Annotated in this window: 11 protein-coding genes; 10 read left to right on the top strand and 1 reads right to left on the bottom strand. The window is 56.2% G+C overall.

Annotated elements, in window-relative coordinates; all coding sequences use genetic code 11:
- The first annotated feature begins 178 nt into the window (after positions 1-178).
- From lgt to recD, 10 genes are all read left to right on the top strand, one after another.
- Positions 179-1,054 carry a prolipoprotein diacylglyceryl transferase gene (gene lgt / locus FE839_RS07160; RefSeq protein WP_138360154.1) on the top strand — a complete coding sequence of 292 codons (876 nt, stop codon included), beginning with the start codon at positions 179-181 and terminating at the stop codon, positions 1,052-1,054.
- A gap of 6 nt (positions 1,055-1,060) precedes the next feature.
- Complete coding sequence (gene thyA / locus FE839_RS07155; RefSeq protein ID WP_138360153.1) at positions 1,061-1,855, top strand: thymidylate synthase; 795 nt, start codon at positions 1,061-1,063, stop codon at positions 1,853-1,855.
- 377 nt (positions 1,856-2,232) lie between these two features.
- A complete protein-coding gene (locus tag FE839_RS07150) occupies positions 2,233-2,700 on the top strand; it encodes a prepilin peptidase-dependent protein (protein ID WP_138360152.1) in 468 nt (155 codons plus the stop codon).
- Positions 2,691-3,254, top strand: coding sequence for a prepilin peptidase-dependent protein (locus FE839_RS07145; RefSeq protein ID WP_138360151.1), 564 nt, complete (start codon positions 2,691-2,693; stop codon positions 3,252-3,254). The genes FE839_RS07150 and FE839_RS07145 overlap by 10 nt, the downstream gene beginning before the upstream one ends.
- Complete coding sequence (locus FE839_RS07140; protein WP_138360150.1) at positions 3,251-3,658, top strand: DUF2509 family protein; 408 nt, start codon at positions 3,251-3,253, stop codon at positions 3,656-3,658. The genes FE839_RS07145 and FE839_RS07140 overlap by 4 nt, the downstream gene beginning before the upstream one ends.
- Positions 3,643-3,966 carry a prepilin-type N-terminal cleavage/methylation domain-containing protein gene (locus FE839_RS07135; RefSeq protein ID WP_138360149.1) on the top strand — a complete coding sequence of 108 codons (324 nt, stop codon included), beginning with the start codon at positions 3,643-3,645 and terminating at the stop codon, positions 3,964-3,966. The genes FE839_RS07140 and FE839_RS07135 overlap by 16 nt, the downstream gene beginning before the upstream one ends.
- Positions 3,967-3,978: 12 nt before the next feature.
- On the top strand, positions 3,979-7,353 hold the full coding sequence (gene recC, locus FE839_RS07130; protein WP_138360148.1) for an exodeoxyribonuclease V subunit gamma: 3,375 nt from the start codon (positions 3,979-3,981) through the stop codon (positions 7,351-7,353).
- Positions 7,354-7,481: 128 nt separating this feature from the next.
- Positions 7,482-10,367 (top strand): pitrilysin, encoded by a 2,886-nt coding sequence (gene ptrA, locus FE839_RS07125; RefSeq protein WP_138360147.1) that lies wholly within the window; start codon positions 7,482-7,484, stop codon positions 10,365-10,367.
- A complete protein-coding gene (gene recB, locus FE839_RS07120; RefSeq protein WP_138360146.1) occupies positions 10,364-13,909 on the top strand; it encodes an exodeoxyribonuclease V subunit beta in 3,546 nt (1,181 codons plus the stop codon). The genes ptrA and recB overlap by 4 nt, the downstream gene beginning before the upstream one ends.
- Positions 13,906-15,741, top strand: coding sequence for an exodeoxyribonuclease V subunit alpha (recD, locus tag FE839_RS07115; protein WP_138360145.1), 1,836 nt, complete (start codon positions 13,906-13,908; stop codon positions 15,739-15,741). Before recB ends, recD begins: the two co-directional genes overlap by 4 nt.
- 192 nt (positions 15,742-15,933) lie before the next feature.
- On the opposite strand, the gene argA is transcribed toward recD, so the two are convergent.
- Complete coding sequence (argA, locus tag FE839_RS07110; protein ID WP_138360144.1) at positions 15,934-17,265, bottom strand: amino-acid N-acetyltransferase; 1,332 nt, start codon at positions 17,263-17,265, stop codon at positions 15,934-15,936.
- Between the last annotated feature and the right edge of the window lie 45 nt (positions 17,266-17,310).

Genomic DNA, 17,310 nt, shown 5'->3' with positions numbered 1-17,310 from the left:
GCCTCCGGAACTCCTCTGCTGCTCATTCGCATTCGTATACATATCTTTTACACGTCCGGCTCGGATCGTCTTTCGCGCATATGTTATCATTCGCAGCCTTTGGAGCGCCGTTTTCTGGCAGGCGCGGAGGATCCCCGCTGTCCACTTTCGGCGGAATAACAAGTCTTTATGGTGACAGATGAATAGTGGCTACCTGCATTTTCCGGACTTTGATCCGGTAATATTTTCCATTGGACCGGTCTCCCTGCACTGGTACGGCCTGATGTATCTGGTCGGGTTTATTTTTGCCATGTGGCTGGCCACCCGTCGGGCCAATCGTCCGGGTAGCGGCTGGACGAAAAATGAAGTTGAAAACCTGCTGTACGCCGGGTTCCTGGGGGTCTTCCTCGGCGGGCGTATCGGTTACGTCTTTTTCTATAATCTGCCGCTCTTCCTGGAGGATCCGCTCTACCTGTTCCGCGTCTGGGATGGCGGCATGTCCTTCCACGGCGGCCTGATCGGTGTGATTCTGGTGATGATCATCTTCGCCAGACGCACGAAGCGAACCTTCTTCCAGGTCTCTGATTTTATTGCGCCGCTGATTCCGTTTGGCCTTGGCGCCGGGCGGCTGGGCAACTTTATCAACGGCGAACTGTGGGGGCGTGTCGATCCGAACTTCCACTATGCGATGATTTTCCCCGGCTCCCGCGCCGAAGATCTGGCTCTGCTGCCGTCACATCCCGAGTGGCAATCGTTGTTCGATACCTATGGTGCGCTGCCCCGCCATCCTTCACAGTTGTATGAGCTGGCGCTGGAAGGCGTGGTGCTGTTCCTGATCCTGAACCTGTTTATTCGCAAACCGCGCCCGACCGGCTCGGTTTCTGGTCTTTTCCTGATTGGCTACGGCCTGTTCCGCATTATTGTGGAATTTTTCCGTCAGCCCGACGCGCAGTTCACCGGCGCCTGGGTGCAGTACATCAGTATGGGACAGATTCTTTCGATTCCTATGGTGCTTGCGGGTATCATTATGATGGTCTGGGCGTACCGTTGTCGTCCGCAGCAACAAAACTCTTGAGGAACCATGAAACAGTATCTTGATTTGATGCAGAAAGTGCTCGACGAGGGCACGCAAAAAAATGACCGCACCGGTACCGGCACCGTCTCTATCTTCGGCCACCAGATGCGTTTTAACCTGCAGGAAGGATTCCCGTTGGTGACGACCAAACGCTGTCATTTACGCTCCATCATCCATGAACTGTTGTGGTTCCTGCAGGGAGATACCAACGTTGCGTATCTGCATGAAAACAACGTTACCATCTGGGATGAATGGGCCGATGAAAACGGCGATCTGGGGCCGGTCTATGGCAAGCAGTGGCGCTCCTGGCCTGCGCCGGATGGTCGTCATATCGACCAGATCAGCACGGTGATGGAACAGTTGAAAAATGACCCGGATTCACGGCGTATTATCGTCTCGGCATGGAACGTTGGCGAACTGAACAAAATGGCGCTGGCGCCGTGCCATGCGTTTTTCCAGTTTTACGTGGCGGATGGCAAGCTCTCCTGCCAGCTGTATCAGCGCTCCTGCGATGTGTTCCTTGGCCTGCCGTTCAATATCGCCAGCTACGCCCTGCTGGTGCATATGGTGGCGCAGCAGTGCGACCTGGCAGTGGGTGATTTTGTCTGGACCGGGGGCGACACGCATCTGTACAGCAACCATATGGAGCAGACGCATCTGCAGCTGAGCCGCGAACCCCGCGCATTGCCGAAACTGGTCATCAAACGCAAACCGGCGTCGATTTTCGACTACCGCTTTGAAGACTTTGAAATTGAAGGCTATGACCCGTATCCGGGAATTAAAGCGCCGGTGGCGATTTAATTCCCCGGAGTGAATGTTTTTGCTTAGTGGCCTGTTCTGTTCACGATAAATAACGTGGACAAGGGGCATATCCCTTGCGTGTGAACGTCCTTGGGAGATTTCGCCTGGCCCTGGCAAGTTTGTCCAGCCTCGAACGACCTCACTGGCCGCCGTCCTGGCGGCCAGTCCTGCATGTGTGCCAGCGTGCTCTCACCCGTTTTCGTGCTCACCTCCCTGCGGCAAGCCCGTGGAAAATCTGCTGCTATCGGGCGCCTTTTTGTTCGCTGGTTTCCTCCGTCTTTGCAAGCCATTGCAACGTCTTTAATACTCTCCGAGGCGCGACGCAAACGCGCATTTTTCCGTTCGAAAAAGGTATTGCTGATACCCATACTCAGCTCATGAACAGAGAACATGGCTATACCCTGACGGAAACCCTGGTCGCACTGATACTGGTCGTTATTCTTTGCGCCAGTGGGGTATATGGCTGGCACAGCTGGCAACGGCAGCAGCGCCTGTGGCAAACAGCCTGTCAGGTTCGCGACTTTCTGCTGCTGCTGCGTGATGATGCCAACTGGCATAATCGTAACCGGCTGTTAAACGTTGGTCGGAGCGGGGAGGGCTGGTGCCTGAGCGCCACTGGTTCCACGGCCGACTGTCGTGAAAAGGATGTTTTCACGCTATACCCGCTGTGGCCGGAAGTTTCGCTCCGCGTCATGACGCCTGGGCTGGGTTTTTACGGCCTGCGGAATACCGCCTGGGCCGGACATATCCGGCTGGAAAGCGCGGCTGGTGGCTGGAACATTATTGTCTCTAACTGGGGGCGAATCCGTCTCTGCCGTGGTGAGGAGACGGTATCATGTCTGTAATACGCCGTGGTTTTTCGCTACCAGAAACACTGATCGTGATGGCTATCAGCTCGGTGCTATTGTCAGGCGGCGCGCGCTTTCTCCCGGCCTTACAGTCGGCAACGCTTCTCCTGACCCGGCAACAGTCGTTGGAAAATGAACTCTGGCAGCGTATTTACACCGTGGCGAAGCATTTGCAACGCGCCGGTTATTGCAACGGCCGCTGTCGCGGAGAGGCGCTGCATATTGCCGCAAGTGGTGATTGTCTGCTTGTCCGCTGGGATGGCAACAGCGATGGCGTCTGGAATACGGCTCCACTGTCAGAATCAGATATGACCGGGTTCCGGTTACGTGATGGTGCGCTGGAAACCCAGCGTGGGGCGGACAGCTGTAATGGTAAAGGCTGGGAGAAAATGACTAATCCGGCGGCGATTAAAATCACCACGTTTCACATTTCCCGCTACGACAGAGCGGGATTCCCCCCGGAATTATCGATAACGCTGGCGGCACAATCCGTTTTCGGTCGGCAAATCCACGCCCGTGCTGAATACAGCGTAACAGGATATAACCTGTGAATCGTCAGCGTGGTTTCTCTTCCTTGTTGATGGTGCTTCTGCTGTTCGCGCTCGGCAGTTTGTTGCTTCAGGGGCTGAACCAACAGCAGCGTTCTCTGTTGGCGCAAGCAGCCAACGAAATGCAGGCCCTGCGCGATACAGCCAGCGTGCAATCTGCGCTACAGTGGGGAAAAGGCCTTTCCTGGCCGCGACAGGAAGCGGTGAGCTGTCAGCAGGATGTCACGCTCGGCTGGCGTGCCTGCCTGCGAATCTTCAGCGATGCATCGGTATTGCTGATTGGCGGCAGCGGTACCATGCTGCTGTGGCAAACCGGCACGGTGGAACAAAACCGTGTCCGATTTTCTCCCCACGGCTGGAGCGATTTTTGCCCGTTAAAGGAGGCGAGCTTATGCCAGATGCCCTGAAGAAGCAGGACGGTTTTAGCCTGCCAGAAACGCTACTGGCTTTAATGCTGATGGTCATGACCGTCACCGCCCTGGCAGGTTATCAGCGTGCGCTGGCCAATGGCTTTATGCAGATCAATCAGTACCGTCAACTGTGGCGCGATGCGTGGCGATTCAGTCAGCTTAATCCGCCAGCAGTGCCGGATAATCGCCAGATATCCCGCATGCAGACATCGGCGCAAAGATGTGTCAGCATCACGGTAACGATCACCATGCCCGCCGTCAGGCGGGCCCAGATGACCAGGCTACATTGCCCGGTCAGTCAGTAGGCAGGAGCGAATATGTTAAGGGTGTACCATTCAAACCGTCTGGATGTGCTGGAAGCATTGATGGAGTTTATCGTCGAGCGTCAGCCGCTGGATGACCCTTTCATGCCGGAAATGGTTCTGGTCCAGAGTAGCGGGATGGCGCAATGGCTACAGATGTCGTTAGCCAGACGATTCGGCATCGCAGCCAATATCGAATTCCCGTTACCCGCCAGTTTCATTTGGGACATGTTCGTTCATGTACTGAAAGATATCCCTGGCGAAAGCGCGTTCAGCAAGCAAAGCATGAGCTGGAAGCTCATGACCCTGTTACCACAGCGGCTAAATGACGATGCTTTTATGCCGCTATGTCACTATCTGAGCGATGATAACGACAAGCGCAAACTTTTCCAGTTGGCGGCAAGAGTGGCGGATCTCTATGACCAGTACCTGGTTTATCGCCCCGAGTGGCTGATGCGCTGGGAGGACGGCCAGCGCGTAGACGGGCTGGGCGAGGCGCAGGCATGGCAAGCCCCGCTGTGGAAGGCGTTAGTAGAATATACGGCTGATTTGGGGCAGCCGCTGTGGCATCGCGCCAATTTGTATCAACGCTTTATCAGCGCGCTTGAAGCCGCGAAGGAACCGCCTTCCGGGCTCCCGTCCCGGGTATTTATATGCGGCATCTCGGCGCTGCCGCCGGTGTATCTGCAGGCGCTACAGGCGCTGGGAAAGCATGTGGATGTTTACGTGCTCTTCACTAACCCTTGCCGCTACTACTGGGGGGATATTAAAGATCCCGCATTTCTGGCAAGGCTGATGTCTCGCCAGCGCCGTCACCATCGCGAAACATCGCGAGAGCTGCCGCTGTTTCGTGATACGGCGCTGGCGCCAGGACTGTTCAACGATGCCGGGGAGCAAGATGTCGGCAACCCATTGCTGGCCTCATGGGGCAAGCTGGGGCGCGACTATATCTATCTGCTGGCGGGTCTGGAACGCTATGACGAGCTGGATGCTTTCGTCGATATCGTGCCGGATAATTTGCTGCACAATCTTCAGGCGGATATTCTCGACTTGCGCAATGCGGCGGTGACCGGACGCAGCGCGGAGGAGTTCGCCAACAGCGGCGGCAAGCGGGTTTTAGCGGCGGACGATCGCAGCCTGACGATCCACGTCTGTCACAGCCCGCAGCGCGAGGTGGAAGTGCTGCACGACCGGCTGCTGGCCATGCTGGAAGAGGATCCTGAACTGACGCCGCGCGATATTATCGTTATGGTGGCGGATATTGATAGCTATAGCCCGTATATTCAGGCCGTCTTTGGGAGTGCGAGCGGTGAACGCTGGCTACCGTGGGCCATCTCTGACCGTCGCGCCCGTGAGTCGCATCCGGCGCTACAGGCATTTATCACTCTCCTTTCTCTGCCGGAGAGTCGCTTTGCCAGCGAAGATGTGCTGGCGCTACTGGATGTTCCGGTGCTGGCCGCGCGATTTAACATTAACGAAGAGGGGTTGCGCTACCTGCGCCAGTGGGTAAACGAATCCGGTGTCCGCTGGGGGATGGATGACGACAACGTGCGTGAACTGGATCTCCCGGCGACCGGTCAGCACACCTGGCGATTTGGCCTGACGCGTATGTTATTAGGCTACGCGATGGACAGCAGTGAGGGGGAGTGGCGCTCGGTGCTACCTTATGACGAATCGAGCGGGCTTATCGCCGAGCTGGTTGGTCATCTCGCATCATTGCTGATGCAGCTTAATCTCTGGCGCCGCGGCCTGGCGGAAGATCGCCCGTTAGCCGAGTGGCTACCGGTATGTCGCGATCTGCTGAACGACTTTTTCCTTCCGGATAGCGAGACGGAAGCTGCCCTGGCGTTGATTGAGCAGCAGTGGCAGGCCGTGATTAATGGCGGGGTAGAGGCGCAATATGCTGAAGCGGTGCCGCTGTCTTTACTCCGCGATGAGCTGGCTCAACGGCTCGATATGCAGCGAATCAGCCAGCGATTTCTCGCCGGGCCGGTGAATATTTGTACTCTGATGCCAATGCGCTCGATTCCTTTCAAGGTGGTTTGCTTGTTGGGTATGAATGATGGTGTTTATCCGCGTACCCTGCCGCCGTTAGGGTTTGATTTAATGAGCCAGAAGCCGCAACGCGGGGATCGTAGTCGTCGTGATGACGACCGTTATCTGTTTCTTGAAGCGCTGATGTCCGCCGGGCAAAAGCTGTATATCAGCTATATTGGTCGTTCAATTCAGGATAACAGCGAGCGCTATCCCTCCGTACTGGTCCAGGAGCTGGCTGATTATATTGGTCAGAGCCACTGCCTGGCTGGCGATGAAGCTCTGGATTGCGATGCCAGCGAACGTCGTGTTAAAGAACATATTACTCATCTGCATACGCGTATGCCTTTCGATGCGGATAATTTTCTTGCGAATGAAGAACAAAGCTATGCCCGGGAATGGCTGCCAGCCGCCAGCCAACAGGGGGCGGCCCACAGCGATTTTATCCAGCCGCTGCCCGCGCTGGAAATAGACCACCTGCCTTTCGGGCAGTTGCTGCGTTTCTGGCAGCACCCTGTCCGCGCCTTCTTTCAGCAGCGGTTACGGGTTAATTTTCGCCCGGAGGAGAGCGAGATCCCCGACGATGAGCCCTTCACTCTCGAAGGTTTGAGTCGTTATCAGTTGAACCAGCAGTTGCTCAATACGCTTATTGAGCAGCAGGATGCTTCGGCAATGTATCGTCGTTTCCGCGCGGCCGGGGAGTTGCCCTATGGCGCTTTTGGCGAGCTGGCCTGGGAGGCTCAACGGCAGGAGATGCAAAACCTGGCTGAGCGGGTGATCGCCAGTCGGCTGCCCGGGCAAAGTATGGAAATTGATCTGCAATGTAACGGCGTCAACATTACCGGGTGGCTACAGCAGGTACAATCTGACGGTTTGTTGCGCTGGCGACCATCGCTGTTAAGCATGGCGCAAGGGATGCAACTTTGGCTGGAGCATCTTGTCTATTGTGCCAGCGGAGGAACGGGAGAAAGCCGGCTGTTTGTGCGCAAAGAAGGGGGGTGGCGTTTCCCCCCGCTGGCGCAGGAGCAGGCTCAGGAATATCTGAATGATCTGGTTGATGGTTATCTGCAAGGCATGTCTGAACCACTGCTGCTGCTGCCGGAAAGCGGCGGCGCGTGGCTAAAAGTCTGTTATGACGCTGAGAAGAATATCATGTTAATGGATGAAGAGACGCAACAAAAAGCGCGTAGTAAATTTCTTCAGGCTTATGACGGGAATATGGTGGTCCGCGGTGAAGGTGCAGATGTCTGGTATCAACGCCTGTGGCGAACGCTGGAACCAGCATACTATGAAGAGATCATCGCGCAAACGCAGCGCTATTTACTGCCGATATTTCGTTTTCATCAGTCCGCATAACATGGCAGTAGTATAAAAATTGCGCAAAAGAATGGTGGTTCATTTATGATGCGCAACAAATCACGGACTGATGTTTGATAAGGCTGCATATGGTGCAGCGCCAGGTTTGTTAATAATGAGGTTCGTGAATGCCCCGCAGTGTATGGTTTAAGGTTATTGTCATACTGGTCGCCCTTTGGGCGCCGTTAAGTCAGGCAGACATCGGATGGCAACCTATTCAGGAAACTATCCGTAAAAGTGAAAATGATCCCCGTCAATATCAAGCGATTCGCCTGGATAATGACATGGTGGTGCTGCTGGTCTCCGATCCGCAGGCGGTGAAATCGCTGTCGGCGTTGGTTGTTCCTGTCGGTTCTCTGCAGGACCCCATTGAACATCAGGGGCTGGCCCACTTTCTTGAGCATATGACGTTAATGGGCTCGAAAAAGTATCCCCGGCCCGATAGCCTCGCCGAATTTCTCAAAATGCACGGCGGCAGCCACAACGCCAGTACCGCGCCGTATCGCACTGCGTTCTATCTTGAAGTGGAAAACGATGCTCTGGACGGTGCCGTCGATCGTCTGGCTGACGCCATTGCCGCGCCGCTGCTGGATAAAAAATATGTCGAACGCGAGCGTAATGCGGTTAATGCTGAACTGACCATGGCGCGAACCCGGGACGGGATGCGAATGGCGCAGATTAGCGCGGAAACCATCAATCCGGCGCACCCTGGTTCGCATTTTTCTGGTGGTAACCTTCAGACGCTAAGCGACAAACCTGGCAAACCGGTGCTTGATGCGCTTCACGCTTTCCGCGACAAATGGTATTCCGCCAACCTGATGAAAGCGGTGATCTACAGCAATAAGCCTTTGCCGGAACTGGCGGGCATCGCGGCTGCCACCTATGGTCGCGTACCGAATCACGCTATCAGCAAACCGAAAATTACCGTGCCGGTGGTGACTGATGCGCAAAAGGGCATCATTATTCACTATGTTCCGGCGCTGCCGCGTAAAGTGCTGCGTGTGGAATTTCGCATTGATAACAATAGCGATCAGTTTCGCAGCAAAACTGACGAGCTGATCACCTATATGATCGGTAATCGCAGCCCCGGCACGCTTTCAGACTGGTTACAAAGGCAGGGGCTGGTTGAAGGCATCCGGGCGGATTCCGATCCGGTCGTCAACGGTAATAGCGGGGTGCTGGCCATCTCCGCGACCCTGACGGACAAAGGCCTGTCGCATCGTGATGAAGTCACGGCAGCTATCTTTAGCTACCTTAACCTGTTGCGTAGCCAGGGGATCGATAAACGTTATTTTGACGAACTGGCCCATGTGCTGGCGCTTGATTTTCGCTACCCGTCCATTAACCGCGATATGGATTACGTCGAATGGCTGGCGGATACCATGATCCGCGTGCCGGTCGAACATGCTCTGGATGTGGTAAATATTGCCGATCGCTACGATCCGCAGGCGATTAACGATCGGCTGGCGATGATGACGCCGCAAAACGCCCGTATCTGGTATATCAGCCCGAAAGAACCGCATAACAAGATGGCTTATTTCGTCGATGCGCCCTATCAGGTGGATAAAATCAGCGATCAGACTTTTGCCGACTGGCAGTTGAAATCCAGCGCCATCGATCTCAAGCTACCGCAACTGAACCCCTACATTCCTGACGATTTCTCCTTAATTAAAAGTGACAAAGCCTGGCCGCATCCGCAGTTGATCGTCAATGAACCGACCCTACGCGTGGTTTATGCGCCGAGCCAGTTTTTCGCCAGTGAACCGAAAGCGGATATCTCGCTGGTTCTGCGCAATCCGCAGGCGATGGACAGCGCTCGTCGGCAGGTCATGTTCGCCCTCAATGATTATCTGGCGGGTATTGCGCTTGATCAGCTCAGTAATCAGGCGGCTGTCGGGGGAATCACCTTTTCTACCGGCGCCAATAATGGATTGATGGTCAACGCCAATGGCTATACGCAGCATCTTCCGCAGTTGTTTAGCGCGTTGCTCGATGGTTACTTCAGCTATACGCCAACAGAAGAACAGTTGAAGCAGGCGAAGTCCTGGTATGCCCAGATGATGGATTCGGCGGATAAAGGCAAAGCCTACGATCAGGCGATAGTCCCGATCCAGATGGTTTCTCAGGTGCCTTACTTTCAGCGTGAAGAGCGCCGGGCGCTACTGCCGTCAATTACGCTGCAAGAGGTGCTGGAATACCGCGAGAATCTCAAAACGAAAGGTCGCCCTGAATTTTTGGTGATTGGCAATCTCACGGCGGATCAATCCATCGCCATGGCGCGGCAGATTCAAAAGCAACTGGGGGCCGACGGCAACGAGTGGTGCCGTAACAAAAATGTGCGGGTAGACCGTAAACAACTGGCGATTTTGGAAAAAACTGGCAACAGCACTGATTCCGCGCTGGCCGCCGTTTTTGCACCGCCTGACGTTGACGAATACACCAGCTCTGCCGCCAGTTCTCTTCTCGGGCAAATCGTGCAACCGTGGTTCTATAACCAGTTGCGCACCGAAGAACAACTGGGCTATGCGGTCTTCGCCTTCCCGATGAACGTGGGCCGCCAGTGGGGTATGGGCTTCTTACTGCAGAGCAGCAATAAACAGCCAGCTTTCCTCTGGCAACGTTTCAGGGCGTTCTTCCCGACGGCGGAAGCCCGATTACGGGCGATGACGCCGCAAGCATTTGCGCAAATTCAGCAGGCGGTTATCAGCCAGATTCAGCAAGCGCCGCAAACGCTGAGCGAAGAAGCGTCAAAGCTGAGCAAAGATTTCGATCGCGGTAATATGCGTTTCGATTCACGTGATAAAGTAGTGGCTCAGATTAAACTGCTGACGCCGCAAAAACTTGCCGACTTTTTCCATCAGACGGTGGTGGATCCGCAAGGCATGGCGATACTCTCTCAGGTTTCCGGCAGCCAGAATGGCAAAGTGGAATACGCTCATCCGCAGGGTGGCAAAATCTGGGAAAAAGTCAGCGCATTGCAGAAATCTCTACCCCTGATGCGAGAAGATGAATGACCGACACCGCCGAGTCTCTTGACCCACTGCGCTTGCCCCTGACAGGCGAGCGCCTGATTGAAGCCTCTGCGGGCACCGGCAAAACCTTTACTATCGCCGCGCTCTATCTGCGGCTGCTGCTGGGGCTGGGGGGCGAATCCGCTTTCCCCCGGCAGGTCAGTGTTGAAGAACTGCTGGTGGTGACCTTCACCGAAGCGGCGACTGAAGAGTTGCGCGGGCGTATTCGCAGCAATATCCACGAGCTGCGTATCGCGTGTCTGCGTGACAGCACCGACAACCCTCTCTACGCCGGACTGCTGGCGGAAATCACCGATAAAGACCAGGCGGCGCAAACGCTGCTGCTGGCGGAACGCCAGATGGATGAAGCCGCGGTGTTCACCATTCACGGCTTCTGTCAGCGGATGCTGAGCCTTAACGCTTTTGAATCCGGTATGCTGTTTGAACAGCAACTGATTGAAGATGAATCACGCCTGCGCTATCAGGCCTGCGCCGATTTCTGGCGTCGGCACTGTTATCCGCTACCGCGCGATATCGCTGCGGTTATCGATGCGACGTGGAAAGGTCCGCGTGATCTTTTGAAGTCAATCGATCGCTGGTTGCAGGGGGAAGCGCCGCAGCTTAAATCTCCGCCGGCAGATGAAGAAACGCTGGCCGAACGTCACCAGCAAATTATCGGGCGCATTAACGCCCTTAAGCAACAGTGGCGGGAGCAGGCGGGGGAGATAGCGGAGGTGCTGGAAAACTCCGGTCTGGACCGACGCAAGTTTAATCGTGGAAATCAGGGTAAATGGCTGGAGAAAGTGGATGCCTGGGCGCAGGAAGAGACCCTGAACTACCAGCTACCGGAGGCGCTGGAAAAGTTCTCCCAGGCCTTCTTGCTTGAACGCACTAAAGCGGACGGTTTACCGCCTGTACACCCGTTGTTTAGCGCGGTAGAGGCGCTACTGTCGTCAGCGTTAACCTTGACTGACCTGGTTATTGCCAGGGCGATGGTCGAAATCCGTCAGGCGGTGGCGCGGGAAAAACGTCGCCGCGGTGAGCTTGGTTTTGACGATATGCTCAGCCGCCTGGACGAGGCCTTGCGCGGGGATAGCGGAGACGCGCTGGCCTGCGCGATTCGTCAGCGTTTCCCGGTGGCGATGATCGATGAATTCCAGGATACCGATCCACAGCAATATCGTATTTTCCGTCGTATCTGGCGGCGACAGGCGGATACCGCGCTGCTGCTGATTGGCGATCCCAAGCAGGCCATTTACGCTTTCCGTGGCGCGGACATCTTCACCTATATGAGGGCGCGCAGCGACGTGAGCGCCCACTATACGCTGGATACTAACTGGCGCTCTGCGCCGGGAATGGTTGAGAGCGTTAATCGTCTGTTCAGCCTCAGCGATAACCCTTTTATGTTCCGCGAGATACCGTTCCTGCCGGTGAAATCAGCAGAGAAAAACCAGGGGCTGCGCTTTACCGTCGATGATGCCGCGGTGCCGGCGATGAATATCTGGCTGATGCCGGGCGAAGCCGTTGGCGCGGGAGATTATCAGGCGTTTATGGCTCAGCTTTGCGCGACGCAAATTCGCGACTGGCTCAGCGCCGGGCAGCAGGGAAAGGCGCTGTTATGGCGTGGGGAGCGCGCGACACCGGTGCAGGCTTCGGACATCACGGTGCTGGTGCGTAACCGTCAGGAGGCATCGTTGATCCGTGATGCCCTCCAGCTGTTGTCGATTCCGTCCGTGTATCTCTCCAACCGGGATAGCGTATTTGAAACACCGGAAGCACGGGAACTGTTATGGTTGCTGCAGGCGGTGCTGGCTCCCGATCGTGAAGAAACCTTGCGCAGTGCGCTGGCGACGTCAATGTTCGGCCTTAACGCGTTCGATATTGACAAGCTCAATCAAAATGAGCGGGCCTGGGATGAGCTGGTCGAGGAGTTTAGCGGTTACCGGCAAATCTGGCGGCAGCGTGGGATCATGCCGATGCTGCGCGCGCTGATGACAGCGCGAAATATCGCGGAAAATTTGCTGGCGACCCGCGGCGGCGAGCGGCGGTTGACCGATATCCTGCATATTAGCGAGCTACTTCAGGAGGCAGCCAGTCAACTGGAGAGTGAACATGCGCTGGTACGCTGGCTGACGCAGCATATCGCTGAGCCGGATAGCAATGCTTCCAGCCAGCAGATGCGCCTGGAAAGCGACAAACACCTGGTGCAGATTGTCACCATTCATAAATCGAAAGGGCTGGAATATCCGCTGGTCTGGTTGCCGTTTATTGCGCGTTTTCGCAAACAGGATCAGGCCTTTTATCATGACAGAGATTCCTTTGCCGCCGTTCTTGATCTGGGAGAGGATGACGGCAGCATGGCGCTGGCGGAAGCCGAGCGTCTGGCCGAAGATTTGCGCCTGCTGTATGTGGCGCTCACCCGCTCAGTCTGGCACTGCAGCCTTGGCGTCGCGCCGCTGAGCACCCGGCGTAGCGACAAACCCGGCGTCAGTGACTTTCACCACAGCGCGCTCGGTCGCCTGATACAGAGGGGGGAAGCACTGGATGCCGCAGGGCTGATGGCGCGTTTGCAGGCATTTTGTTGCGAAGATATCGCCCTGCAGATCCCCACGCTGGCGGCGCAAACGCCCTGGCAGGCTCCGCAGACGCCATTGCCGCCGCTCTCTGCGCGTAGGCTTGCGCGTACGATAGCTGACGACTGGCGAGTTACCAGCTACTCTGGTTTGCAGCAGAACGGGCACAGCGCGGCGCTGGACCTTCTGCCGCGGCTTGATGTCGACGCCGCGGGCATCGGCGAAGTGGGGGAAGATTCGCAGCTCACGCCACACCAGTTCCCGCGCGGCGCGTCGCCGGGGACCTTTTTGCACGGTCTGTTCGAAGATCTCGATTTTACCCGGCCGATACCTGCCGACTGGGTGGCGGAAAAACTGCAGCTTAGCGGGTTCGATGAAAAGTGGACGCCGGTGCTGACTACGTGGCTGGATGGCGTGCTGCGTACCCGTTTACCGGGCGCGGAGATCGCCCTGAACCAGCTTAGCGCAGGAGATAGACAGGTGGAGATGGCATTTTATCTGCCGATTGAACAGCCGCTCGATCCGCTGCGTCTGGATGCGCTGATTCGTCAGTACGATCCGCTCTCCGTCGATACGCCGATTCTTGATTTCCGCCAGGTGCGCGGCATGCTGAAAGGCTTTATCGACCTGGTGTTCCGCCATAATGGCCGTTATTACCTGCTGGATTACAAATCCAACTGGCTGGGAGAGGATCGCGAGGCTTATACCCGGCAAGCGATGATGCAGGCAATGCGTTCGCATCGTTACGACTTGCAGTATCAGCTTTACAGCCTGGCGCTGCACCGCTATTTGCGTCACCGGGTCGCGAATTACGACTATGAACGCCATTTCGGCGGTGTGATTTATCTCTTTTTACGCGGCATGGACGGGCAGGATGACGGGCAGGGGATTTTTACCACTCGTCCGGCGCTACCGCTAATTGCTGGCCTTGATGCGCTGTTTGCCGGGGAAATGCAGGAGGTCGCGTTATGACCATGGATGAACTATTGCTGGAAGCGGTTGAGCAGCGCCTGCTGCGCCCGCTGGATGTCCAGTTTGCGTTGATGGTGGCGCAAGATGCGCATCCGACGGTGAAACTGGCGGCCGCGATTCTGAGCCGCGACGCCGGAGAAGGGCACGTCTGCCTGCCTGTTTCGTGTCTCAAAGACGATGAGCTGCTGCATGCGAAAACGGTGAACCTGGGCGAGAAAATCCGCGAGCTGACGGGTGATCCAGACGACTGGTCAGCACAACTGCTTGATTCTTCGGCTATCAGCCGTGGCGAGCGCGCGACGCCGATGATCCTCTGCGGGGAGCGGCTCTACCTCAACCGGATGTGGCGTAATGAATTAACCGTTGCACACTTTTTTAACCAGACTAATCAGGTGCTGGATATAGATGAAAGCCTGCTGGCTTCAACGCTCAATGCGCTGTTTCCCCCGTCTGATGATGTTGACTGGCAAAAAGTGGCTGCGGCGGTTGCTCTGACCCGACGCATTTCGGTGATTTCCGGCGGCCCGGGCACCGGTAAAACGACTACTGTCGCCAGACTACTGGCGGCGCTGATTCAGACGAACACGCGTCCGCGTTGCCGTATCTGTCTGGCGGCGCCAACCGGTAAAGCCGCCGCGCGCCTGACCGAATCCCTGGGCGCGGCGCTACGCCGTCTTCCGTTAACGGAAGAACAAAAGGCGCTGGTGCCAACCGAAGCCAGTACCTTGCATCGTTTACTGGGCGCTCAGCCGGGGAGCCAGCGGCTGCGCTATCACGCCGGAAATCCACTGCATCTCGATGTACTGGTGGTGGATGAAGCCTCAATGATTGACCTGCCGATGATGTCGCGTCTGATCGATGCGCTACCTGAACACGGCCGGGTTATTTTTCTCGGCGACCGCGATCAGCTGGCTTCGGTAGAGGCCGGGGCGGTACTGGGTGATATTTGCGCGTGGGTCAATGTGGGATATACACCGGAGCGGGCGGCGCAGCTTGCCCGCTTAACCGGTCAGCCGGTCCCTGCGGGCGAAGGCGAGGTGGCTGGAGCGTTGCGCGACAGCCTGTGTCTGCTGCAAAAAAGCTACCGTTTTGGTCGTCATTCCGGCATCGGGCAACTGGCTTACGCGGTTAACCGCGGCGAGCGGGGCGCAGTCAGAGCAATCCTGCGCCAGCCATTTGATGATATTGCTTTGTACCCACTTAGCACCACGGAAGAGTATGAATCCATGCTTATTCAGGCGCAGGCGGGCTATAGTCGCTTCCTGCAACGGCTACGCGAGCGGGCCGGGCCAGAAGAGGTGATTGCCGCATTTACTGAATTCCAGTTGCTGTGCGCTCTGCGCGATGGCCCCTATGGCGTTAGCGGGGTGAATGAACAGCTGGAGCAGATGCTCAACCGTCAGCGGGCCATCGCTCTGCCGCGACATTCCCGCTGGTATGAAGGACGTCCGGTGATGATCTCCCGTAACGACAGCGCGCTGGGGCTGTTTAACGGGGATATTGGTATCGCCCTGGAAAGAGGCGATGGTCTGCGAGTCTGGTTCCCGATGCCTGATGGCCGCATTAAGTCGGTCCATCCTGGCCGCCTGCCGGAACACGATACCGCCTGGGCGATGACGGTGCATAAATCGCAAGGGTCAGAGTTCGATCATGCGGCGCTGATTCTACCTTCCCGTAGCGTGCCGCTGGTGACCCGTGAACTGGTTTATACCGCCATTACCCGCGCGAAACAGCGGTTGTCGATATATGCCGATGAGCAGGTGCTTACCCAGGCAATCGTCGCGCGTACTGAACGGCGCAGCGGTCTGGCGGATATTTTCGCCGGGAAGTAAATGTATACACGCTGGCGGATCCGTTGTATGTCTTTCAGGGCATGGCACACGAGACCATCGGCAGGGCAAAATCAGTGTCACCATCATTTTCAGATGATAAAAAATTACCGCAATTATCCCCGGTCACACAGGCGTTTCCGGGGAGCGGCGTTTACCGTGCATACGCCGTTATGACGGGACGCAGGAGGAGAATCAGGTCAGATCAGCCATCAGCACTTTAGAACGGCGTTGGTAGTTGTACATCTTTTTTTTGCTCTCCGGCAGCAACTCGACGTCCACCGGGGTAAAGCCACGCTCCTGGAACCAGTGGATGCTGCGGGTCGTTAGCACAAACAGCTTGCTCAGGCCCATTTGTTTCGCCTGGGCGGCAATACGCTCAAGCAACACTTCACCGCGCGATGAACTACGATAATCCGGATGCACCGCCACACAGGCCATCTCGCCAATCTTCTCTTCCGGGAACGGGTACAGCGCAGCGCAGGCGATGGTGGTGTTATCGCGCTGAATAATGGTGAATTTGTCGATTTCCATCTCCAGCTGTTCGCGCGAGCGACGCACCAGGATACCCTGCTGTTCAAGCGGGCTAATCAACTCAAGGATCCCGCCGATATCGTTAATCGTCGCGCGGCGGATCTGCTCGGCGCTCTCCATCACTATCTGGGTGCCGATACCGTCACGAGAGAACAGCTCCTGCAACAGCGAGCCGTTTTCCTGGTAGCTAATCAGATGGCAACGACGTACGCCGCTGCGGCAGGCTTTCACCGCACCGCGCAGGAAACGAACCGTACCGGAGCTATAGTCTGCGTTTGCTTCCATTTCCTCCACTCGCGCCTGAGCTTCGTTGGGGAACAGTTCGGAGACGATATCGCCATTCTGGTCGTAGACCCCCTGAGAAGAACAAAAACCGATCATTTTTTCGGCTTTCAGCTTAATCGCCAGTTGGGTGGCAATCTCTTCAGAGGTCAGGTTAAAACTTTCGCCGGTAACAGAAACCGCAACCGGGCCCATCAGGACAATCGCGCCGTTATCAAGCTGGCGGTGAATGGCTTCTTCATCAATACGCCGAATGCGCCCGCTGTGGCAGTAATCCACGCCGTCATCGACGCCTAACGGTTGCGCGATCAGGAAGTTGCCGCTGACCACGTTGATGTGGGCCCCCTGCAACGGCGTGTTGTTGAGGCTCATTGACAGGCGGGCGGTAATTTCCAGTTGCAGCATACCTGCGGCCTGCTTAACCAGTTCGAGAGTTTTGGTATCAGTCACTCGGGTTTGTTTGTGGTAAACCGGCTCGTGGTGATGCTCCGCCAGGTTGGCATCAATTTGCGGGCGTGCGCCATACACCACCACCAGGCGAATTCCCAGACTGTGAAGCAGGCCAATGTCATTGACTATACTGGAGAAATTGTCATGCTCAATGGCTTCTCCGCCCAGCATGATGACAAACGTTTTACCCCGATGGGCGTTAATATAGGGAACAGAATGGCGGAATCCCTCTACCAGTTCGGTGCGACGTTCCTTCACCATTACACAACCTCAATGCATGATTATTCGTAATTACTGTATTTTTAT

It is taken from the genome of Klebsiella indica (assembly GCF_005860775.1).
GTDB lineage: Bacteria > Pseudomonadota > Gammaproteobacteria > Enterobacterales > Enterobacteriaceae > Klebsiella > Klebsiella indica.
This window is presented reverse-complemented; position numbering and strand designations above follow the sequence as displayed.

Excerpts from the sequence above, each read along its gene's own strand:
- ptrA (WP_138360147.1), top strand. The coding sequence starts at position 7,482 with ATGCCCCGCAGTGTATGGTTTAAGGTTATTGTCATACTGGTCGCCCTT.
- lgt (WP_138360154.1), top strand. The coding sequence starts at position 179 with ATGAATAGTGGCTACCTGCATTTTCCGGACTTTGATCCGGTAATATTT.
- FE839_RS07135 (WP_138360149.1), top strand. The coding sequence starts at position 3,643 with ATGCCAGATGCCCTGAAGAAGCAGGACGGTTTTAGCCTGCCAGAAACG.
- recB (WP_138360146.1), top strand. The coding sequence starts at position 10,364 with ATGACCGACACCGCCGAGTCTCTTGACCCACTGCGCTTGCCCCTGACA.
- FE839_RS07145 (WP_138360151.1), top strand. The coding sequence starts at position 2,691 with ATGTCTGTAATACGCCGTGGTTTTTCGCTACCAGAAACACTGATCGTG.
- thyA (WP_138360153.1), top strand. The coding sequence starts at position 1,061 with ATGAAACAGTATCTTGATTTGATGCAGAAAGTGCTCGACGAGGGCACG.
- FE839_RS07150 (WP_138360152.1), top strand. The coding sequence starts at position 2,233 with ATGAACAGAGAACATGGCTATACCCTGACGGAAACCCTGGTCGCACTG.
- recC (WP_138360148.1), top strand. The coding sequence starts at position 3,979 with ATGTTAAGGGTGTACCATTCAAACCGTCTGGATGTGCTGGAAGCATTG.
- recD (WP_138360145.1), top strand. The coding sequence starts at position 13,906 with ATGACCATGGATGAACTATTGCTGGAAGCGGTTGAGCAGCGCCTGCTG.
- argA (WP_138360144.1), bottom strand. The coding sequence starts at position 17,265 with ATGGTGAAGGAACGTCGCACCGAACTGGTAGAGGGATTCCGCCATTCT.